The sequence below is a fragment of the Streptomyces sp. DF42 genome (assembly GCF_058267695.1).
In genome coordinates, this window is record NZ_CM177859.1 from 8954761 (window position 1) to 8976729 (window position 21969).

A 21969-nucleotide genomic window follows, 5' to 3' on the forward strand; every position below is an offset into this window, starting at 1 on the left:
TGGTCCGTGCATGGTCCGGTTCTCGGCCTGCTGGGTCGCGGGGAGGGAACGCTTCAACCGTCCGTCAGCACTCGCTTGCCGATCCCGGGGCCCCCGCCCGCCCGGAGCATCTGGCTCGCGGCGAGCTCGCGGTAGAGGGCACTGCTGACCAGCAATTCCTCGTGGCGTCCGCCGGCGGCTGTGCGGCCGTCCTGGAGCACCACGATGTGGTCGGCGTGCTGCACGGTGGACAGACGGTGGGCGATGACCAGCAGGGCGCACTCCTGGGCGATGTCCTTCATGACGGTGGTGAGCGCCGATTCGTTGATCGCGTCGAGGTGGGAGGTGGGCTCGTCCAGGAGGAGCAGCGCGGGGCCGGCCAGCAACGCGCGGGCGAGGGCGACACGCTGACGTTCGCCGCCGGAGAGGTTGCCGCCGCGTTCACCGATGACGGCGGCAAGGCCCCCGGGCAGCCGCTCGACGACCTCTTCGAGCCGGGCCAGTTCGACGACGCGACGGATCTCCGCTTCCGTGGCGTCGGGTACGGCGTAGGTGATGTTGTCGCGCAGGGTGCCGTGGACGACATGGGTGTTCTGGTCGACCACGGCGATGCCTCGGCGACAGGCGCCACGGGTGAGTTCGGTCGCGGGCCGCCCGTCGAAGAGCAAGGTGCCCGCATCCGGCTCGTAGAACCTCGCGACCAGGGCGAACACCGTGCTCTTGCCGGCGCCGGACCGGCCCACCAGGGCCACGTGCCGGCGCTGCGGGACGGCGAACGAGACACCGCGCAGGACCGGCCGCTCAGGGTCGTAGCCGAAGTGGACGTCGCGCAGGGCGAGTACGGGCTGTTCGCGGGTGCCGGACGGCCCGGTCGGCCGCGGTGTGGGCGCCGGGCCCTTCGGGTTCTGGGGCGCGGTGGGCTCCACAGGGAGGCGGAGTGCCTCGTCGATGCGCTGGTAGGCGCCCATCCCGCGTTGGACGAGGCCCACGGCGCGGAAGACGGAGGACAGCGGCAGGACGAGGTAGGAGGCGTACAGCAGGAACGCGACGAGGTCACCGAGGGAGCCCGCATGACCGCCTACGCGCAGGCCGCCGACGACCAGGACGATGAGGAAGGATCCCTGGACGGCGAGTTCGACGGCGGAGCTCATCACGGAGGCGAGCTTCGCGCTGCGCACTCCCGCGCCGTAGGCCGCGTCCACGCGGGCGCCGATGCCGGCCGCTTCGCGCTCCTCGGCGCGGTGCACACGGACCATCGGCAGGGCGCTCAGGGCGCGTTCCATGTCGGCGGCGACGGCGCCGACCGAGCCCTGCATGTGTTCCGACGCGGTCCTGATGCCGGTGAGCAGCGAGGCGACCACCACGGCCGCCGCTGCCACGGTGACGGCGACCAGGAGCAGCAGCAGAAGGTCCAGCCACGCCATGAGGGCGATCGCCCCGGCGGCGACCAGGCTTCCCGTCACGAGATCGACCAGGGCCTGCGAGACGACCTCCCGCAGCAAGGTGGTGTCGGCCGTCACCCGGGAGATGAGGTCGCCGCCCCGGTGGCGGTGGTACTCCCTCATCTCCAGCCGGAGCAGCCGACCCACCAGCCCGTGCCGGAGTTGCCGCACGACGCCTTCGCCCATCCGTTCCAGAAGGAAGCGTCCTGCTGCCCCCGCCGCCGCCTCGACGGCGAACAGCGTGCCCAGGAGTACCAGCAGCGGCCAGATGAGCTGTCCGCGGCCGCTCGCGTCCACGACCTGCTTGGCGACGAGCGGCTGGGCCAGCCCCAGGGCGGAGCCCACGAGGGTCAGCAAGCTGGCGACGGCGATGGCGCTCCGATGCCCGGCGGTGAGCCGGTACATCGTGGCCACCGCCGCCAGGGTGGACTTGCCGGCTTCGGGCGCGGCTTCGGCATCGGCGACCGCGGCCCGGCTGCCGTGCGACGCCGTCGCGCCGGTCATCGGTCAGTAGGCCGTGGCACCGGGGCGACCGCCACCAGCCGGGCGAAATAGCCCTGTGGGACCCCCTCGCCGACGGGACGGCCTTCGGCCTCGATCCAGGCGTGCGCGGTGAAGGGCGGGGTGACCCGTACGCCGGTGCACCAGGTCGCCCATGTTCCGCCGAGCCGGCACAGCAGTGCCGCTCCCAGGGAGCGCGGCAGGCACCCCTTCGGCCCGGCACAGCGCAGGCTGGCGGCGCACATGGCGTCGCGTGCGTCCTGTGCCTGCGCGGTGGTCGCCGGCGCGGCGCCGCGCCGCAGGATGCCGAGCACGGCGCGGATGTGGCGGGGCGGCAGCAGGGCGAGGGCGACGGCGGGGAGCAGGACCAGGCGGGCGGTCAGGCGTCGGGCCAGGGGCACACCGGTGGGCCGCTCCAGCGCGCTGGGCGTGGTCATGAGGCGAGCCCCGAGTCACGCAGCTCCCGTACGAGCGTCTCGACGTCCTGCAGGGCTTGCGCCCGATCGATGTCGAACTCCTGGACCAGGGCGGCGGCCGCGTCCGCCTCCTCACCGCCGTCCAGCAGCGTCCGCAGCACCAAGGTGGCCGTCGGGTTCAACTCCCAATAGGCGCCCACCTGTTCATCCAGCAGCACCGTGCCGTAGTCGGTCTCGGCCGTGGAGACGTTGTCGCCGAACCGCAGGGGCATGCGAGGGCCTTTCTGACGTGTTTGACAGGGGTGCAGTCAGGGGTGTGGAACACGGGTGCGGCCGTGGGCAAGCCCGCGTAGCCACACCTCCGCGGCGATCGTGGAGTAGAGGATGGCGTCGGAGAGCCCGGGGGAGGCGGGCCGCCGGGCGAGGCGGCGCAGCTCGGCGCCGTCCACCAGGCCCAGCTCCGCCAGCCGTGAGTCCTCCCACAGGGCCAGCAGGTCGGCGCGGTGTTCCCGCAGTCCGTTGGAGGCGTCCATGGAGGCCGTGGCCTTGTTGCTGCGTCGCAGGCACTCCTCGGGCACGATTCCGCGCATCGCGGCGCTCAGGACGGGCTTGTAGCGCCAGGGCGTGACACGCTCGCTGGCGCGTACGGCGAGAAACGCCTCGATGACGCGGTCGTCGAGGAAGGGAGAGGCCATCGGCAGGCCGGCTCGGGCCGCCATTCGGTCCCACTGCCGGATGACGCGGGTGCACGAGCGGATCTGCTCCAGGTCGGTGTGCAGTCCACGGTCCGGATGCAGCGGGGAGGCCGTCGCCGCGGCATCGAGCAGGGCCCGGCGGGCCATCCGCTCGGCCTCGGGGGTCACCCAGTCGAACAGGCGCGGGGCCATGCCCCAGCCGAGACCCGTCGTGACAGACGGGGGCAGCGGGCCACGTAGGCCACCGGCGGCGTCGGCGAGCCACTCCCCGTACGGCCGTGAGTCGGCGAGAGCGCGCAGTGTGCCGCCGATCGGCCATTGCCACAGCGCCCGGAACCCGCGCAACTGGCGCAGGGCGAACAGCGGATGAGTGCGCAGCAGCCGGTGGTAGTACGCCTCGGAGCACCATGCCACGTGGTCGCCGCCGATGCCGGTCAGGTGCAACTGGCTGCCGCGTGCCGCGAGGCCGGGAAGGTGGTGCAGGACCCGGGAGCGGTCCATGACGCCGATGGTGGGTTCGTCGAGGAGGTCGTCGATGCCGAGCAGGTCCTCGTAGACCAGCGGCGAGGCGTCGGCGTCCCAGACCACGTGCTCGACGTCCGGCAGGTGCCCCATCGCCCGCTTCGCCCAGGACAGGTCGGTGTCCGCCGGATCCCGTCCCGGCCAGGTACTGGCCACCACGCGGGCGGGGGAGCGGTCGGCCAGGAAGCAGAGGGAGGTGGAGTCCAGGCCCCCGGAGAGGTCGCAGCTCAGCACGCCGCCCTGACGGGTGCGCGCGCCGACGGCCTCCTCCAGTGCCGTCCGGATCAGGGGCGCCGCTTCGGCAAGCCGCCGGACCGGCTCCGGCGGTGTCCACCACCGGGTGTGCCGTACGGTGCGGCCGTCCGCGGCGACGACCACGGCGTCCTGCGGAGGAACGGCGGTGACCGCACGCCACATTGATGTCTCGAACAGCGGGTACGGGGCGGGCCACAGCAGCCTTACGGCCAGTTCCTCCACGTCGGGGTCCAGGCCCAGGACGGCGGCCAGGGTGTCGGCGCGGGTGGCGGCCACTCGCACGCCGTCGATCTCCGCGTGGAAGACGAGTCGCAGTCCGGAGGCGGTGCCCTGCACCCTGATCCGTCCGTCGAGGGCGCCGACGAGGTGAAAACTGCCCGAGAGGGAGCGAGCCAGCGCGTCGAGTTCCGCCAGATCACGCAATCGTGCGGCCCGGCGCCGCAGTTCGTCGGCGTCGATCGGGCAGCAGCCGACGATGGCGAGGGAGGCGCCGCCGACGCTCGCCGTGACGACCTCGTCGTCGTGCCATTGGCCGACCAGCCAGGGCCGGCCCGACGCATGCGCGAGGGTCCGGCTTCCAGGACGGGCGAAGGAGCGGGCCGCGGCGGCCGCGTCCGCACAGTCCGTGAAGACCGCGAAGTGCGCGTCGCCGGGGCCCGTCCCCGCACTTTCGTGCAGTTCAGTCATGACGTCGGGTCAGGGACCGTCGGTCGTCAGTTCTTGCTCAGGATCAGCCGGTCGTTGCCGGAGCGCTGAAGGAGCCCCGTCTCCTTCCGGAAGGTACCGAGCCGGACGAGCGTCGGCGCCTCATAAGCCTTCTTCATGACCACTCCTCACATGCAGGATTGCCGGCCACCTCCCTGACCGACGGCCCAGGGGACTGAGCCTGTGTGCTGTCGGTCGGCACAGGGCTCATCGGGAACCCGGGCCGGGAAGCGGATGCAGCACTAGCTAGCTGCAGAGCGTGAGATCAAGACAAGAGCCCTTGCGAAGCTCGGATAATATGCAAATTTCGAATGCCCTGGGTTGTGCGCCCGCTCTCGTTTTGGTTGTCATCGGCCCAGTATTGTTGTGCGACCCGGGTGTACACATGCTCGAATGAACGTTTTGACATGCGTCCCGGCAATTGCTCGCAGCACCTGCCAGGACGTGTCCGACGGCGGCCACGGGTGGGCGCCGCCGGGGCGCGCTCCATGCCCTCTACGTGCTCCTTTTCACGTCCCCGCGCTCCGAATCGTTCACCAGAGTCCTCACCGGCGAGCCGTGTGGAGGCGACAGGTCGGGTTTCCGCATCGATGCCCGGGCTCGGCAGAGAACGGGAGGAGTCGCTTGATGGTGCTCGTGAACGGCTGGAGACCACCCGCGAGACCGTGCTGGAACTGGCCGCCGAGAACGGCGCCCCACCACCCCACCCGAGCCGCTGCCGCCGGCGGCGGCCGTAGTGTCCCGGGCCGGGGCGTGCCCGGCCCGGACAGTGGTGGAGTCAGTTGAGGTTCCACTTCTGGTTGGTGCCGCCGCTGCAGGTCCACAGTTGGACCGGCGCGCCGTTGGCGGTGGAAGCGCCGGTGACGTCCAGGCACAGGCCGGACTGGACGCCGGTGACGCTTCCGTCGGCGTTGAGGTTCCACAGCTGGTTGGCCCCGCCGTTGCACGGCCAGGTCACCACCTTGGTGCCGGAGGTGGTCTGGTGGTTGTAGGCGTCCAGACACATGGTGGTCCCCGACATGGCCACCGTCAGCTGCCCGGACCCGGTACGGGTCCACAGCTGGCCGGCCCCGCCCTGGCAGTCCCGGATCTGCACCTGCGTACCTGCCGTCGTCGACGCGTTCGGCACGTCCAGGCACTTGCCCGCACCCACCGCGTGCAGCTCACCGGAGGTGCTGGGCGGCGGAGTGGTGGTGCCGCCGTTGTCGAGGCCGAGGAAGGTGATGGCGTAGGCGAGCATCCCGGGCTGCGGCAGGGTGTGGCCCGTGCCCGCGATGCTGATGCCTTCGACGGGGGACTGCGGGCCGGTGCCGCCGTAGCGGGTGCGGGTCCAGGACGACTGCGGCCGATCGGTGGCGGCGGGTGTCTGGCTCAGGGCGTGGAGGTTGGTCCACTGTTTGATCTCCTCGCCGAAGTTGGGATAGGCGAGGGTCGTGTCGGTGGTGCCGTGCCACATCTGCATTCGTGGGTAGCCTCCGGTGTAGCCCGGATACATGGAACGGGCGAGCGCCCCCCACTGCTGAGCCGATTTGATGACATTGCCGCTGGAGCACTGGCCGTTCCACTGGGAACCGTCCGTGGTGGCGAAGCAGCCCGCCGGCACCCCGGAGAACGCCGAGGCGGCACTGAAGACGTCGGGGTATTCGGCGGCCAGCACATTCGTCATCATGGCTCCCGACGAGAATCCGCTGACGACGATGCGGGCCGGGTCGACGTTGTAGTGCTGGCGTGTGTAACCGACCATCGACATGATGCCGGTGGAGTCGCTGCCGCCATCACGCTTGAGCGCCGCCGGTGACGAGACGTCGAAGCAGTGCCCGTCGCGGGTGGCCTCGGGCAGGACGATGATGAAGCCGTACCGGTCGGCGGCGGTGACGTAGTCGTGTCCGTTGCCGCCGAAGATCCCCCCGGCCGAGCCCCCGCAGTAGTGGACCAGGACCAGCACGGCGGGCTTGGGCGCTACGTGGTCGGGCACGTAGAGGTACATGTTGAGATGGGTGGGGTTGTTCCCGAAGCCGGTGATGGGGGTCAGGCTCGCCGCGGCCGCGGGTTGGGGTGCCAGGAGTGTGAAGGCTGCGGCCAGTGGCAGTAGCACCATCGCCAGGACCGCGCGCAGAGTGCGTCTCACTAATGAACCTCTTTTCCGGTGATCGGTATCGGTCGGGCAACGGCACGCCGGGCGGCGGTTCGTGGCGGGCCGGCCGGGCGTCCGCGTCGGTGTCTGTGGGGGTGCGGCCGGGAGGCAGCCGCACGGGGTGTCCAGGGGGCCTGCGCCGCGCGGCTGCGAGCGGCATGGCCCCGGTCACCGCCCGGCTCAGCCACAGCCGGCCGCGGTGATGTCGGTGCGTACCGCGTGTCGGTGACGTCAGACGGGTAGTCGGCGACACCGGCGTGGCGGGCCGCGCGCCGGATTCGGCACGGCGGCTCGTTGTACGACGAGAACGGCGCCCGCGTGGTGGAGTGGGCGGCGATGCATGGCGGGCCGCAGGCGGCGTGGACAGCACAGGACGGCGACGCGGTGGCGGCGGATGCGTCCGAACCGACCCGGTGGACGGTAGGGCGAGGCCACCGCCGGACCGCCGACTGCTGCCAGGCCTCCGAACACGACCATCAGCCGGCGCCGGTACGCATCAGCTCCGCCATCGACCTTGTTGCGACCCATTCCGGAGAAAGAAGGTGGGCATATCTCACTCCTTGGCCAGGCCATCGTGGTCGGCTCACCCGGACGCGAGCGGATCACGTCCCTTGATGAGTAGTACTCATCCAAGGTGCTCCGACGCCTGTGACGGGTGGACTCCCGGACTCATCACCCACCAGCGCCGGCAACCATGCCAATCAACTACTGGCGATCAGGCTTTCACTGGCTACTGGGTCGCTCTGAGGGGCGGCGCGGGCCATTCCTGGCTGCACGGAGGCACTCCTGAAAGGGGGGAATGCGATCGCTGACTGCTCGAGTAAGCGCTCACATCCGCGGCGTGGGGTAGGAGAGTGCATGACCTGAGGTCGACCTATTGGCCGACTCTCGGTCGGCATGAGCCTGTCATATGTACCGGCGCATCCTCAAGAGGTGTGCACGGACAGGGTTGAGGCGTGGGCGTGCCGGTGCGGGTGGGAACCGAGGTGCCGTGGTGGTCGGGCGTGGTTCCAGGCGATGTCGTCCGGTGTGCACGCGGGCGGAGTGGGGCACCGTCCTGCGCAGCCGCTCGGCCAGGGTCGTCCTGCCGGCGCCGCCCCGGCTGCCGATCGCGATCCCCCGCAGACGTCCGGTGACGTCCGGTGATGCGGCGCGCCATTGCCGGACGGCGTGGAGCACGGTCACCACCCGCCGGCCAACGGCCCCGGTCTCGTCCGGATGCCGACGCATTGACAAGCCGTCTCCGGGGGCGAAGGCCCGAGTTCGGCCTGCTAGGCCTGTCCGGCCCTCCCGGTCGGCCCGCCGGATGCCCAACCTGTCGACGCCATGATCGAGGGGCCCATGCCGATGAGTGGGCGGCGACACCGCATCCGCTCCGGTCCCGCTCGGGCCGCGAGATAGTAGGACGCCCTAGTATCTGTGCTGCTCCTCACACTGCCAAAAATACTTGGACGTCCTACTATTTTTCCAAGAGTGCACTCCGATCTGTACCTGGAAGGCCCCGCCGTGAGCGAACTGCACCGTCCCGTGCATCCTGTCCGCCTGGTCACCGCTTCGGCCCTGTTCGACGGGCATGACGCGTCGATCAACATCATGCGGCGGATCTTCCAGTCCCAGGGCGCCGAGGTGATCCACCTCGGTCACAACCGCTCGGTGCAGGAAGTCGTGGACGCGGCGCTGGAGGAGGACGCGCACGGGGTCGCGGTCTCGTCCTATCAGGGCGGACACGTCGAGTACTTCGAATACCTGGTCGAATCGCTGCGTGCGCGGGGAGCGGAGCACGTCCACGTGGTGGGCGGGGGAGGCGGCGTCATCGTCCCCGAGGAGATCACCCGGCTCCGCAACAGCGGGGTGACGATCTTCTCCCCGGAGGACGGGCAGCGGATGGGTCTGGCCGGGATGGTCAACTCCGTGGTGCGGGACTGTGACTTCGACCTGTGGGACGGCAAGCCGGCCGAGGCCGCGGCCGTGGTGGCGGGCGATCGGTTCGCGGTCGCCCGCGCCATCACCGGTGCCGAGCGGGGCAAGCTGCCCGCGGAGTTCCTGGCACAGCTGCGTGCCGCGGCCGGGGCGCGGGTGGTGCCGGTGCTGGGTATCACCGGCACCGGCGGTTCGGGGAAGTCGTCACTGACCGACGAGTTGGTGCGCCGGTTCCGCGTCGACCAGCAGGACAAGCTGCGGATCGCGGTGATCGCGGTCGACCCGACCCGTCGCCGCGGCGGCGGCGCGCTGCTCGGCGACCGGATCCGGATGAACTCCCTCGACGGCAACAGGGTGTTCTTCCGGAGCCTCGCCACCCGCGGCAGCCGCGAACTGCCCGAGCACCTGACCGACGTGATCGACGTCGTGAAGGCCGCCGGCTTCGACCTGGTGGTCGTGGAGACGCCGGGTATCGGCCAGGGCGACGCGGCGATCGTGCCGTTCGTCGACACCTCGCTGTATGTGATGACGCCGGAGTTCGGCGCCGCCTCGCAGCTGGAGAAGATAGACATGCTCGATTTCGCGGACGTCGTCGCGATCAACAAGTTCGAGCGGCGCGGCGCGAAGGACGCGCTGCGCGACGTCGGCCGCCAACTGGTGCGCAACCGCGAGGCGTTCGGCATGCGGCCCGAGGACATGCCGGTCTACGGCACCTCGGCGGCCACCTTCAACGACGACGGTGTCACCGCGCTGCACCAGCACCTGAAGACCGTCCTGGCCGAGAAGGGGCTGGTGCTGTCCGAGGGCGCGCTGGCGCCGGTCGACGTACGGTACTCCTCCGGAATCCGGCAGGTGGTCCCCGCGGACCGGGTGCGCTACCTCGCCGAGATCACCGACACGGTCCGCGCCTATCACACCGAGACCGGTCAACTGGCCGAAGCGGCGCGGCGGGTGCAGCGTCTGGAGACGGTCGAGGGAGAGTTCGTCGACGCCGGCTTTGACACCGAGAACGTGCGCGCACTGCTGGAGAGCGCCCGCCGGCACCTCCCGTACGAGATCACACAGCAGATCGAGAACTGGCCCGCCGTCATCGCCTCGTACTCCGGTGACGAACAGGTGGTGAAGGTGCGGGACAAGGAGATCCGCACCAAGCTCACGCGCGAGTCCCTGTCCGGCAACAGGATCCCCCGCGTGGCGCTGCCCCGATTCACCGATCACGGGGAGCTGGTGCGGTTCTGGCGCGGCGAGAACCTGCCCGGTCGCTTCCCCTTCACCGCCGGGGTGTTCCCCTTCAAGCGTGACGGCGAGGACCCGGCCCGTATGTTCGCCGGCGAGGGCGACCCGTTCCGCACCAACCGGCGCTTCAAGCTGCTCTCCGAGGGCCAGCCGGCCACCCGCCTGTCCACCGCTTTCGACTCCGTCACCCTCTACGGCCGCGACCCCGACGAACGCCCCGACATCTATGGCAAGGTCGGCACCTCGGGCGTCTCGGTGGCCACACTGGAGGACATGAAGACGCTCTACGGCGGCTTCGACCTGGTCGCGCCGACGACCTCGGTGTCGATGACGATCAACGGGCCCGCGCCGACCATCCTGGCGTTCTTCCTCAACACGGTGATCGACCAGCAGATCGAGCGGTTCCGGACCACCGAGGGCCGTGACCCCTCGCCCGAGGAGACGGACGCGCTGCGCGCCCACGCGCTGGCGAACGTGCGCGGCACGGTGCAGGCCGACATCCTCAAGGAGGACCAGGGCCAGAACACCTGCCTGTTCTCCACCGAGTTCTCCCTGCGGATGATGGCCGACATCCAGGAGTGGTTCATCGCGCACAAGGTCCGCAACTTCTACTCGGTGTCCATCTCCGGCTACCACATCGCCGAAGCCGGTGCGAACCCCATCAGCCAGCTCGCCTTCACCCTGGCCAACGGCTTCACCTACGTCGAGGCCTACCTCGCGAGGGGCATGCGCATCGACGACTTCGCCCCGAACCTGTCGTTCTTCTTCTCCAACGGCATGGACCCCGAGTACTCGGTGCTGGGCCGCGTCGCCCGCCGCATCTGGGCCGTGGCGATGCAGGAGAAGTACGGCGCGGGCGACCGCAGCCAGAAGCTGAAGTACCACGTCCAGACCTCCGGCCGCTCCCTGCACGCCCAGGAGATGGACTTCAACGACATCCGCACCACCCTTCAGGCACTCATCGCGATCTACGACAACTGCAACAGCCTGCACACCAATGCCTACGACGAGGCCGTCACCACCCCCACCGAGGATTCCGTCCGCCGGGCTCTGGCCATCCAGCTGATCATCAACCGGGAGTGGGGCCTGGCGATGAACGAGAACCCGCTGCAGGGGTCGTTCATCATCGACGAGCTCACCGACCTGGTCGAGGAGGCGGTGCTGCAGGAGTTCGAGCGGATCAGCGAGCGCGGCGGTGTGCTCGGCGCGATGGAGACCGGCTACCAGCGCGGCCGTATCCAGGACGAGTCGATGCTCTACGAACAGCGCAAGCACGACGGCACCCTGCCTCTCATCGGCGTCAACACCTTCCGCAAACCCCACGCCGACACCGCCGAGCCGGGCGTCATCGAGCTGGCCCGCGCCACCGAGGAGGAGAAGCGTTCCCAACTGGAGCGCGTCCACGACTTCCAGGGCCGCCACCAGGAGCCCGCCCACGCGGCGCTGGCCGCCCTCAAGGACGCCGCGGTCAGCGGGGAGAACGTCTTCGCCGTCCTCATGGACGCCGCCCGCGTCTGCTCACTGCAGCAGGTCACCGACGCCTTCTTCGAGGTCGGCGGCCAGTACCGGCGCAACGTCTGACCGAGTCACCGTGGGCGTTCCGTCTCCTCCTCCCCACGAGGGAGCAGAGGGCGGTGGTCGCCTGCGGCCATCCGGGTCACCACCTCGGCGAGCTGGGCGCAGGCCCGCGCGATCTCCCGCTGGGTCTGGTTCCGCTCGCTGACCACCGCCGCGAGAAGCAGCGCGGTCAGCGAGGCGGAGCCGTTGAACGCCTGCAGGGTGATCATCTCGGTGAGCAGGTTGTGGCCGGAGAACGGGCCCGATCCCCGGCCGGCGGCGATGATCGCAAAGGTCGACACGGCCAGTGCGCAGGGCGCGGCCCCGGCCAGCTGGAAACGGAAGGCTGCCCAGATCAGCAGCGGGAAGCCCAGGAACAGCAGCGGCGCGGGACCTGTCTCCACGACGCCGACGCCGACCGTGGTGGCCACGAGGAGCACCCCTTCCAGCCACCGGGACAGCGATGCGTCCCGCGGGCGGTGCGCCGAGCGGAGGAGGAGCAGGACCGGCGTGACCACCATGACGCCCATCGCGTCCCCGGTCCACCAGACCCACCACGTCGGCCAGAATTCACCGGTGTCCAGCGCACCGGCCAGGGCCAGGCTCGCCGTGCCCGTCGTCGCGCTGACCAGCATCCCGGTGAGTGCACCGAGAAAGATCAGCGCGAGTGCGTCCCGCAGCCGTTCCAGCGCGTTGCGGAACCCCGCTCGGCGCAGCAGCGCGTACGAGCACAGGGGCGCGACGGTGTTTCCCGCCGCGATCGCGAGCACGGCAGGCAGCGACGGCCCCAGCGAGACGTTGACCAGGAACGCGCCCAGGGCGATGCCGGGCCAGACCCGCCGGCCGCGCAGGAGCAGGCTCGCGACCGCGATACCGCTCGGCGGCCAGAGCGGGGTGACCTGGCCGCGCACCAGCTGCTGGAGCAGTCCCACCTTGGCCGAGCCGAAATACAGCGCGGCGACGGCACAGATCTCCAGGGCGGCCAGGGCGCTGCCCCGCAGCCGTTCGTGTCGCTCGACAGCCATCGGGCGACCTCCGTGTCGACATCGCCCCGGAGCCATCATCCGTCGGATCCCGCGGATCCTCCACAGCGCCGGCATCGGCCGGGCCGCCGGCCGGTGTCATCGGCCTGGAGGATGCCGTGGCTGTCCGCGTGGTCGAACCGTTGTCGACCGCGCCCTGCGGACCGACCCCCACCGCCGCCGCGGCAGCGACCGGCGGCGCATATGGTTGACCGGCCCGAAGGAAAGAGTGCCTCCGACCGACCTGCTGATCCCCGGAAGACGTGAGAGAACTGCTGCACATCCACCCGTCGGGCCTCGGCTCGGTGCTGCTGCTCCTGGCGGCCGGGATCGCCTCGGGCCTCGCCGGTTCCATAGCCGGTCTGGCCTCGCTGTTCAGCTATCCCGCGCTGCTCGCCGCGGGCCTCGGTCCCGTGGCCGCCAACGTCACCAACACCGTGGCCCTGTTCTCCAACACGGTGGGTACCGCGGCCGGTTCACGGGCGGAGCTGCAGGGGCAGCGCGGGCGCCTCGTCCCCCTGGCGGCCACGGCGGCGCTGGGCGGGGCGATCGGCGCGGCCCTGCTGCTCGGCACGCCGTCGTCGACCTTCCAGCTGGTCGTACCGTGGCTCATCGCCCTCGGGTCGGTACTGATCCTGGCACGCGACCCGCTGCGGCGCCTGACCGCGAGGTACCGTCCCGATTTGGCCCCCTTGCCTCAACTGCCGCTCGCCTGCGCCGTGTTGCTGGTCGGCCTCTATGGCGGATACTTCGGCGCTGCGGCCGGCGTGCTGATGCTGGCGGTGCTCTCCCTGTCCGCGACGGAGCCGTTGCCCGTGACCAACGCCGTCAAGAACGTCGCCACCGGCGCGGCCAACGTCACCGCCGCCGTCGCCTACGCCTTTCTCGCCCCGGTCGACTGGGGCGCAGCCGCCGCACTCGGCCTCGGCTGCCTCGCGGGCGCCTGGCTGGGACCGGCGATGGTGCGCCGGCTGCCCGAGAAGCCGCTGCGCATCGCCATCGCCCTCGCCGGACTGGGCCTGGCCTGGAGCCTGTGGCGGGACGCGGTCGCGCCCTGACCCGGGCCGGCCGGGGAGGACCAACGGCACGCCGCCCGGGGCATGTGGCCAGGCCGACGGCAGCAGTACGACCGTATCGGCGCAACCCTGCCCGAGCGGGGGCCGACGCACGTCGGTGGCGTTGTTTCTGCTGCCGTCCTCTGCAGCCGGTTTCTGCGATCGCTTTCTACGGTCGGTCGGTACGGCGGCGGCGTACCAGCAGGATGGCGCCCGTCCCGACGGCGACAGCCGCGGCTGCCGCGCCCGCGATGGGCAGGGTCGCACCGGACCCGGTGCTCGCCAGGTCGCCGTCGACGGTGGTGGAGCCGGAGGCGCTGGTGGCGGAGCCGCCCCCGGTGGACGTGCTGCCGCCCGTGGAGCCTTGGGTGGAGGAGCCGGTGCCTCCGGCGGACGTCGTGGAGCCGCCGTCGCCGCCCGTCGAGCCGGTACCGCCGGTCGTACCGCCGCCGCCGGAGGCGGTGAGCTTGATGTCGGCCGTGTCGTCGGCCTTGTTCTTGTCGAACGGGCGGGGCTCCCCGGCGAGTGCCACCGAGCCCTTGGCGCCCGGCACCGCCTTGTCGATCCTCAGCTTGAAGGTGTAGGTCTCACCTCCGCCCTCGTTCTGCCAGGACTCGCTGGTGCCGCACTCGTAGGTGCCGGTGGCCACTTTTTCGCAGAAGCCGTGGCCCTTGGTCACGGTCGTACCGGCAGGCATCTTGATCCTGACCTTGGTCGCCGAGACGGTGCCGTCCCGCAGCACCCAGGCCGGGCCCGCGTTGGTGAACTTCACCGAGAGGTCGACCGTGTCTCCGACGGCACCCTTCAGTTGGGCGCCCGTCACCTTGAAGTCGGCCGTGTTGTCCGCGGTGACCTTCACATCGGCGTCGTCCCAGTCGGGGTGGGAGCCGTCGCCGGGGGCGGCGGGGGTGGCGTCGGGCTGCTCGACGAGCTTGACCGCCGGGCCTGTTCCACGCACGGGCTCGCTCGCGTTGTCGTCGAGGCCCGGCTCGGTGGTCTCCACCACCACACGCAGCCGGTCGTAGAGCGCACGGTCGAGGGCCTTCAGCGTCAGCGCCTTCTCGGGAGCGTAGACCGAGCCGGGCTTGACGGTCTGGTCGAACTCGCAGACCGCCTCCGACTTGCTCGGTGCCTCGTCGTAGGAAGGTATCTCGTAGCGAAGGCAGTTGGAGGGCAGCTCGGTGTGGCTCAGGCCGCGCGTGACGGTGTACGAGAGCCAGACCTTGTCCGCCGCCGCGGTGCCCGTGTTCGTGAAGGCGACCGGCGGTTCGAAGGTGCTGCCCGGCTTCACGCCGTCGATGGGCGCGATCTTGCCGAGCGTCACGGCGGTCGAGGAGCCGTCCTCCGCGACGGCCGGCGCGGCACCCAGCGCGATCAGGGCGACTGCGCCGAGCGCGCCGGCGGTCTGTCGGAGCGGACGAAGGCCGGGAGAGCTCAGGGGCATGTGGGGGGTCCTCCGGTGAAGCATCGATGACGGGCGAACGAACTGTGCGGGAACGCGAGTTCCGCTACAGGAGACACGTCCGGGCGTCGGATGGTTGCACTGGGAACGTAGATGCGAGGGTGTCGCGCGGGGCCTGTGCGCGTGCTCGTGCCTGGCACCCATGGCCACCCCCGTCCACCAGGCTGTCCGCGATGTGGGACGGCCCTCTTGACGTCGTCGCGGGCCGGACCGACACTCACCCAGGGAATCCTAGTGAACAGGTAGGGAAATATGAGGCGCCTGGAGTCGGTCATCGTCCCGGTGAGCCGTACGCCTCTTCTGACCTCCCGCCGTCACATCGATCTGCAGCGAGTCTGCAGTGCGATCAGCCCCCAGGGCTGAGTTGCCCGACGTCGCTTCCGCCGCGCGTACGTCCGCGCCCTCACCCGGGGAGAACCATGTCCGTCACGCCTCTGGCCGCCCACTCGTCCGACCGGCCCACGCCCGCGTTCCGCGGCCGGATCGGCAGCGACGCCCGCAGCGGCCACTACGCCGTACCGGGTCGCTACCGGCTCCATCTGTCGGCCGCATGTCCCGACGGCCTGCGTATCGCCGTCACCCACAGCCTGCTGGGCCTGGACACCGTCTGCCCGGCGACCTTCCTGGCCGCCGTCCCCGACACTCCCGAGGGCAGCCACTGCGCCCTGCGTCCGCTGTACGAGGCGAGCGCCCACCGCTACTCCGGTCCGGCCGTCGCGCCGGTGCTCAGCGACGACTGGTCCGGACGGATCGTCAGCACCCACGCCCCGGACATCATGCGCGACCTCGCCCGTCGCTTCGGCAGCGACCATCCCTCGCCCTACCCGTGCGGCGCGGAGTCCGAGATCGAGGCCGTCGAACGCATGTGCCGGCAGGGCATCGAGGGCGCCGCGCAGCGCGCCGGATCGGCCGGCGGCGAGCAGGGCGAACGCGAAGCGGCACTTGAGGAGCTACTGGAGGCGCTCGGTGCGCTGGAGCGCTGGCTCGTCGGGCGTACGTACATGATCCGTGACGACATCACCGCCGCGGACGTCGAGTTGTGGGTCGCGCTGGTCCAGCTCGACACCGTGCACCGCAACCACCTCGATGCCTCCGCCGTGCAGCGCATCGCCGATCACCCCGTGCTGTGGGCCTACGCCCGCCGTCTCACCGCCCACCCGGCTTTCGGCGCCCACCTCGACCTCGACGGCATCGAGCGCCGTCACCACGCCCGCTGTCAGGGCCTGGAGGCCGCCGGAGCGGCCGTCCAGATCCTGGACTGGGCGGCCCACGCCGCCCACTAGCCGTTCCCTTCAAGCGCGAGGCCCACAGGGCCGGAACAGCGACGCTGACGCGATGTACGCAGCGCCCAGGACGGCCGCGAGCCGCCCGAACGGGCTGCGTACGGCCGTACGCGAACCCGCTCGGTCGCCGACCGCGCCGTCGACTGGCGCGGGAGTGGCATCGACGCTGAACCGGGCGAGGACCAGTCTGACGGTGCGGGGGAGGGGCGCCCGGGTTCACCGGCCCCCGTGCGAGTCGGCGTACAACGCCAGAAGCCCCGTCCCGCGCAACTCGGGACGAGGCTTCCATGCGAGCGCTGGGCAGGCCTTGCACCTGCATCTCCCCGCAGGAAGCGGGGCGTCTTTCCTTGGACCACCAACGCATGAGCGGTGACCAGGAGTTGTGGTGACCGGCTCAAGATCAAGTGTAGCGCACTCCGGAAGCCGAGCTGCGCCGAGCCGAGGCCGCGGGAGGGCTCATTCGCGTCGGCCCCGGCATGGGCCGGGGACGGTCTCCCTCCCCCGAAGGTGACCGTCCCCGACCGCTCCCCCGGCGCCGGACTGTGGTCCAGCCGACCGCGTGGTGCGGATCCGTGCTGTCACCAGCACATGACCGCTGTCTCCCCCGGACCCGCGCGGAGTACAGACGTACTCGGACGACGTGGCGCCGACTGCCGTGTGAGGGAGCCATGGCGTCCGGTCATGCGCACAGACTGCCGCGACCAGGGCCACGGGCGCCTGAGTCGGGGTCTACTCAAGTCCCCCTGTATCAGGAATGAGTACTCGCACTCATACTCCCGTGACGACCTTCGAACGCGACGCGAAGACGCTTGAGCTGCCCTGGCGGTTCACCGGACGTGAGGACGAACTGGAGCTGATCCGCCGGTCCCTGACCGCGGGCCACCACGGCATCGTGGTGACCGGCCCGGCCGGCTGCGGCAAGACCCGGCTGGTCACCGAGGCCGTGCGGGGCAGCGACCGCGCCCGGGCAGCCGGGACGCCCGAGACCCGGCACGTCCCCTTCGCCGCGTTCGCCCACCTGCTGCCCGAGGCGGTCTCCCTGCACCGGGCGGTCCAGCTCCTGTCCGGGGTGCGGCTGCTGGTGGTCGACGACGCGCACCTGCTGGACGACGCCTCGGCCGCCCTCGTGCACCAGCTGGCCGTGCACGGCCGCACCCGGCTGGTCGTCGTCGCCGCGGACGGCGGCCGGTACCCCGGTGCGATCTCCCGCCTGTGGACCGGGGAACTGCTCCCGCGCCTGCTCCTGGATCCGCTGCCCCGTGAGGACACGGAACAGCTGCTCGCGGCCGGCGTCGGCGGCAGCCTGGAGCCGCTCACCCTCAACCGCCTCCACCAGTTGTGCCAGGGAGATCTGCGGCTCCTGCGCGATCTGGTGGACGCGGTGCGCGAGCGCGGCCTGCTCACACGCCTGCCCGAGACGGACGCGTGGGCGTGGCGGGGCCCGGTGCCGGTCACGGCGACCGTCCGCGAACGCACCGTCGACGTCCTCGAAGGCCCCGGCCCCGAGGAGCGCAGGACCCTGGAACGTCTCGCCTTCGGAGAGCCCCTGCCCCCGCACCTGGACGACTTCGCCCTGCGAGACCTCGACGACCTCGAAAACCTTGAGGCCGGCGGCCTGATCCACATCGACGACCACGGCATGGTCCGCCTCCTCCACCCGCTGCACGGCCCGGTGCTGCGCGCCGCGGCAGGCCGACTGCGGGCGCGGCGGCTGGCCCGCACCCCGGACCAGTGCGCCGCGGCCCTCGCCGCCGAGTCGGCGGCGCTGACCGGACGGATCGAGCAGGCGGACGTACGGTCGCTGCCGACGCCCGTGGGGGAGTGGCTCGCGCAGGAGGGCGCACCGGTGCCGGCCCGGTACGCGTCCGTACGCGCCCGGTTCGCGCGGCTTCGGGGGGAGCTGCGGGAGGCGGCGGCCTGGGCGAGGGAGGGCCTGCGGGACGCTCCGGACGACGCGTCCTGCCGCGCCGAACTCGCCCTGGCCGCCGCGCAGTCGGGTGACTCGACGACGGCACAGGAGGCCGTGACGGGCTGCCCCGGCCTCGACGAGCCGTCCGCATGGCTGGTCGCGTCCCGCGGAGACGTCGACGGAGCACTGGCGGCGATCGGCGAGGCGACGGACGGCATGGAGCAGAGGTACGGCGGGGGCGGCGACCGTACGGCGGGGCTCGGCGCCATCGATGGAGGCCGTGGGGTGGGCATCGGTGACACCGACGGCGGCCCTGCGGCGGGGTTCGGTGCCACCGGCGGTGACCGTGAGATGGAGACCGGTGCCACTGATGGCGACGATGAGATGGGGGCAGGTGCCGCCGGCGTCGTCCGCGGGGCGGGGACCGGCGTCACCGATGGCGACCGTACGGCGGAGATCGGTGTCACCGACAGTGACCGTGGAAACGCGACGGCACGCGCGCGGGGGCGTGGTGGGGCCGAGGCGGGGGCGGCCGTGGGCGGGGGTGGGGTCGTCGGCACGACGGGTGTCGATGGTGGTCGTTGGGCCCGGGCGGTAGGAGCCGACACGGGGGGCGCGGTCGAACTCGCCTGCGCGGAGGCCGCGTTCGCACTCTACGACCTCGTACGGCTCGGGGCCCCGGAGAAGGCCGTCGAGCGTCTTCCGGCCGACGGCGTGTTCGCCCGGCATGCCGACGCGCTGGCCCGTGGGGACGGTCCGGCGCTGGACCGGGCGGCCGAGGAGCTGGAGGGGCGCGGGTTCCTGCTGTTCGCCGCAGAGGCGCACGCGCAGGCCGTACCCGCGCACCGCGACCCGCGCGCCGCACGCACCTCACGCACCCGTGCGGTGGCCCTCGCCCGCCGCTGTCAGGGCGCCCGCACGCCGGCCCTGTCCGGTCTGGTCCTGGGTGAACTGACCGCCCGCCAGCGGCAGATCGTCACACTCGCGGCCGCGGGCCTGAGCAACCGGCAGATCGCGGAGAAGCTCACGCTGTCCATCCGCACCGTGGGCAACCACCTCTACAGCGCCTACGCCCGGCTCGGCGCGAGCGACCGCAGTGCGCTGCCGTGGCTCGTGGAGCTGCCGGACGCGCAGCCGGCCTGAGCCACGCCCATGAACCGGCGGTCTGACCCCCAGTATTCGGGGGAGGGGTCAGGCCGCCCACTCATGCCGCAACGCCCTTGCGGCGCCTGCCACTTCAGGCCGCTCCGAACGCCGTGAACGCCCACCCCGTCGCCTGGTGCAGCGCATCCCCCGGCATCGCGGCGCGTGCGTCGCGCAGGGACTCCGCCAGCGACAGGCCCGAACTCAGCCCCTTGTGCAGGGCGAGCATCAGGGGCACCACCGCGGCGTCGTTGACGGGTGCGCTGCTCGCCACCACTCCCGCCGTGCCGAGCGGCAGCAACGCGGTGACCAGGCCGAGGAGTTCGTCCGCGCCGACCGAGGCGAGGCGGGCGGTGTCGCAGCTGGAGAGGATGATCCGGTACGGGCTGCGGTCCAGGCGTTCGAAGTCGTGCACGATGAGTGGGCCGTCGGCCATCCGCAGCGAGGAGAACAAAGGGCTGTCGGCGCGGAAGGCGCCGTGCGCGGCGATGTGGGCGAGCGCGGCACCGTCGAGTTCGTGCAGCACGCGCGGCACGCGCGCGTCGTCGTGTTCCAGGAGGGTCGGCCTGCCGTAGCGGTCGGCGAGTTCGGGCACCTCCGCGCCGCCGGTGGCCAGCCCCGGCCCGCGGACCAGAACGTGCCGGCCGCCGGGCGGAGGCTCGGTCTCGTGGGCGCGCAGCCAGCTGCTCGCCGAAGGCGACACGCTGAGCACCCGCTCCCGCAGGGACGGCAGCAGCGCCCACGGCACACGGTGCAGCCGGCTCGGGGGTACGACCACGACCGGGCCGGAGCCCAGGTGCGCGGCGGCCGGGCCGAGCAGCAGCTCCTCCAGGCGGCGGCCCATCGCCTCGACCACCGGAAGCCGGCCCTCGGCCCCCGGGTGGGCCAGCCGTCGCAGCCCGGCCTGCACATGCTCGGCCTCGGTCTCGGCGTCGGCGAGCAGCCCCGTCTCGAACCGCCGCACCCGCCCCTGCCCGCACAGCAGCACCTGGACCCGCCCGTCGAGCACGGCGAGTTCCACCAGCCGCGTCCCGCCCAGCCGTTCGAGGAGTCCGGCGGGGTCGAAGCGGTGCTCGGCGCCCGGAGCGTCGCCGCGCATGTGCAGGGTCCGGGAGCGGATCTCCCGCTCCAGCCGGCGTTGTTCACGCTCCAGGGCGGGGATCGACCGGCCGTCCCAGCGGGCCTCCTCGGCGCGGGCGGCGATCTCCCGGAAGGCGGTCAGGTTGCCGAGCAGGGCCGGGTCGGCGGGCGGGCGGGTGGGCGGTGCGGACAGCACGGTGGCCCGCCAGCGTTCGCTCCAGGTCAGCAGCCGGCGCGGGCTGCCCGAGTCGAGACTGGCCTGCTGGGCGAGCGCGGCCAGCTCCGCGCCCTGCTCGGTGGCCCGCGCCCGAAGCTCCGAGGCGCCCAGCGTCATCCGGTGGTCGTCGAGCACGTCGAGGCCGCGCCGGCACGCCTCCAGCACGCCCCGCCCGGAGCCGGACGCCCGGGCCCGCAACGCCTGCGCGGCCCAGCCCGTCATGCGCGCCAGCGGCGGCCCGCTGTGCCGGCTGCGCGCGGCCACGGCCAGATGCCGCTCCGCGTCCGCCGTCCAGCCCAGACCCAACGCGATCCGGCCCGCCAGCAGCGACGCCTCCGGGGCGGCCGGCGCGCCGAACGAGGCGAGCCGTTCGGCGACCGCTGCCGCGTCCGAGACCAGGCGTCCCGAGCCGCGCCCGGCGGCCACCTGCGCCTCGATCAGCACCAGTCGGGCGTGCGTCTCCCACCATGTGCGCCGTTGCCCGGCGAACAGGCGCACCGCCAGCGCCGCTCGCGCGATCGCCGTGTGCGCGTCGCCCGCCAGACGGGCCGCGCGTGCCGCCACCAGCAGCAGCTCGGCCTTACGCGTGGACTGGCCGCCGATCTCGTCGAGCGCCCCGATGGCGGTGTCCGCCTCGGCGAGGGCCTCCGGGGCGAGCCCGGCGGCCATCAAGACCTCGCAGCGCCGGATGTAGAGCATGAAGGACGGCGTGCCGAGCTTGGCGTACCGCTCCTCGGCCTCGTCGAGCAGGCGCAGCGCGACGGGAATGTCACCCGACCGGAAGGCGGCAAGGCCCCGGCTCTCCACCACGTCCGCCTTGTCGTGTTCCTGGCCGGTGGTGTCCCACTGCGCATGGGCGGCGGTGAAGTCGGCCTCCGCCCGGTCCACCGCGCCGAGCGCCAGATGCACGGTGGCCCGCAGGGTCAGCGCCCGCGCGGTCCAGATGACGTCGTCCGCCTGCCGCAGCACCGGAATCGCCCGGCGTACGTCCTCCAGCGCCTCGGGGTGACGGCCCAGCACCCAGGACGCGTAGGCCCGCCGGAACAGCACACGCGCGCGGGTGTGGCCGCTGCTCACCGCGACACCCCGCTCCAGCGCCGCCAGGCCCTGCCGTGTGCGGCCCGCGTGCACGAGTGCCACGCCGAGGGCGGCCAGGGCGTCCGCCTCCCGGTCCGGCGACTGCGCTCGCGCGGCCAGGTCACGGGCCCGGCGCAGATGGTGCAGCGCGACCTTCATGTCGCCCCAGTCCCGCTGCCAGATACCGATCACCTGGTGGGCGACGGAGGCGCGCCACGGTGAGGGATCGGCGTCGAGAACGCCCTGCGCCCGCGCCACAGCCTCGCCCGGGTCGGCGAACACCATCGGCAGCAGTTCGAGAACCGAGTCGCTTCCCGCTGTCACTCCACGGATGGTAGTGGCCCCGGTCGCGCCCCACA

Annotated in this window: 14 protein-coding genes and 1 pseudogene; 5 read left to right on the forward strand and 10 right to left on the reverse strand. The window is 71.9% G+C overall.

Going from position 1 to position 21969, the window contains the following annotated elements:
• Positions 1 to 53: 53 nt before the first annotated feature.
• From ACYUED_RS41225 to ACYUED_RS41255, 7 genes and pseudogenes are all read right to left on the reverse strand, one after another.
• A complete protein-coding gene (locus ACYUED_RS41225) occupies positions 54 to 1925 on the reverse strand; it encodes an ABC transporter ATP-binding protein (protein WP_491289513.1) in 1872 nt (623 codons plus the stop codon).
• On the reverse strand, positions 1922 to 2359 hold the full coding sequence (locus ACYUED_RS41230) for a lasso peptide biosynthesis B2 protein (RefSeq protein ID WP_491289514.1): 438 nt from the start codon (positions 2357 to 2359) through the stop codon (positions 1922 to 1924). The genes ACYUED_RS41225 and ACYUED_RS41230 overlap by 4 nt, the downstream gene beginning before the upstream one ends.
• Entirely contained in the window at positions 2356 to 2610 is a 255-nt protein-coding gene (locus ACYUED_RS41235) for a lasso peptide biosynthesis PqqD family chaperone (protein WP_491289515.1), read from the reverse strand. Before ACYUED_RS41235 ends, ACYUED_RS41230 begins: the two co-directional genes overlap by 4 nt.
• Positions 2611 to 2646: 36 nt before the next feature.
• Positions 2647 to 4497, reverse strand: a complete 1851-nt coding sequence (locus ACYUED_RS41240; protein WP_491289516.1) for a lasso peptide isopeptide bond-forming cyclase — start codon at positions 4495 to 4497, stop codon at positions 2647 to 2649.
• A gap of 26 nt (positions 4498 to 4523) precedes the next feature.
• Positions 4524 to 4634, reverse strand: coding sequence for a keywimysin-related RiPP (locus ACYUED_RS41245; RefSeq protein ID WP_107047813.1), 111 nt, complete (start codon positions 4632 to 4634; stop codon positions 4524 to 4526).
• Between the two features lie 659 nt (positions 4635 to 5293).
• On the reverse strand, positions 5294 to 6613 hold the full coding sequence (locus tag ACYUED_RS41250) for an extracellular catalytic domain type 1 short-chain-length polyhydroxyalkanoate depolymerase (protein ID WP_491294668.1): 1320 nt from the start codon (positions 6611 to 6613) through the stop codon (positions 5294 to 5296).
• Positions 6614 to 6642: 29 nt separating this feature from the next.
• Positions 6643 to 7008 (reverse strand): annotated as a pseudogene (locus tag ACYUED_RS41255) (arabinofuranosidase catalytic domain-containing protein); the annotation flags it as partial.
• Between the two features lie 1147 nt (positions 7009 to 8155).
• On the opposite strand from ACYUED_RS41255, the gene icmF reads away from it, so the two are divergent.
• The gene (gene icmF / locus ACYUED_RS41260; RefSeq protein WP_491294670.1) at positions 8156 to 11386 is read left to right on the forward strand and encodes a fused isobutyryl-CoA mutase/GTPase IcmF; all 3231 of its coding nucleotides are present in this window, start codon (positions 8156 to 8158) and stop codon (positions 11384 to 11386) included.
• A 5-nt stretch (positions 11387 to 11391) separates the two neighbouring features.
• Here the strand turns inward: icmF and ACYUED_RS41265 are convergent, their stop codons facing one another.
• Complete coding sequence (locus ACYUED_RS41265) at positions 11392 to 12387, reverse strand: MASE1 domain-containing protein (RefSeq protein ID WP_491289517.1); 996 nt, start codon at positions 12385 to 12387, stop codon at positions 11392 to 11394.
• Positions 12388 to 12647: 260 nt separating this feature from the next.
• On the opposite strand from ACYUED_RS41265, the gene ACYUED_RS41270 reads away from it, so the two are divergent.
• Entirely contained in the window at positions 12648 to 13442 is a 795-nt protein-coding gene (locus ACYUED_RS41270; RefSeq protein ID WP_491289518.1) for a sulfite exporter TauE/SafE family protein, read from the forward strand.
• A gap of 166 nt (positions 13443 to 13608) precedes the next feature.
• On the opposite strand, the gene ACYUED_RS41275 is transcribed toward ACYUED_RS41270, so the two are convergent.
• On the reverse strand, positions 13609 to 14883 hold the full coding sequence (locus tag ACYUED_RS41275) for a hypothetical protein (protein ID WP_491289519.1): 1275 nt from the start codon (positions 14881 to 14883) through the stop codon (positions 13609 to 13611).
• Between the two features lie 270 nt (positions 14884 to 15153).
• On the opposite strand from ACYUED_RS41275, the gene ACYUED_RS41280 reads away from it, so the two are divergent.
• The 3 genes from ACYUED_RS41280 to ACYUED_RS41290 all read left to right on the forward strand — a co-directional run bounded on the left by ACYUED_RS41280 (position 15154) and on the right by ACYUED_RS41290 (position 19236).
• Entirely contained in the window at positions 15154 to 15264 is a 111-nt protein-coding gene (locus ACYUED_RS41280; protein ID WP_491289520.1) for a putative leader peptide, read from the forward strand.
• A gap of 56 nt (positions 15265 to 15320) precedes the next feature.
• Positions 15321 to 16184, forward strand: a complete 864-nt coding sequence (locus tag ACYUED_RS41285; protein WP_491289521.1) for a glutathione S-transferase C-terminal domain-containing protein — start codon at positions 15321 to 15323, stop codon at positions 16182 to 16184.
• Between the two features lie 778 nt (positions 16185 to 16962).
• A complete protein-coding gene (locus ACYUED_RS41290) occupies positions 16963 to 19236 on the forward strand; it encodes a helix-turn-helix transcriptional regulator (protein WP_491289522.1) in 2274 nt (757 codons plus the stop codon).
• 94 nt (positions 19237 to 19330) lie between these two features.
• Here ACYUED_RS41290 and ACYUED_RS41295 read toward each other — a convergent pair whose 3' ends face one another.
• Complete coding sequence (locus ACYUED_RS41295; RefSeq protein ID WP_491294673.1) at positions 19331 to 21895, reverse strand: CHAT domain-containing protein; 2565 nt, start codon at positions 21893 to 21895, stop codon at positions 19331 to 19333.
• Positions 21896 to 21969: the final 74 nt, after the last annotated feature.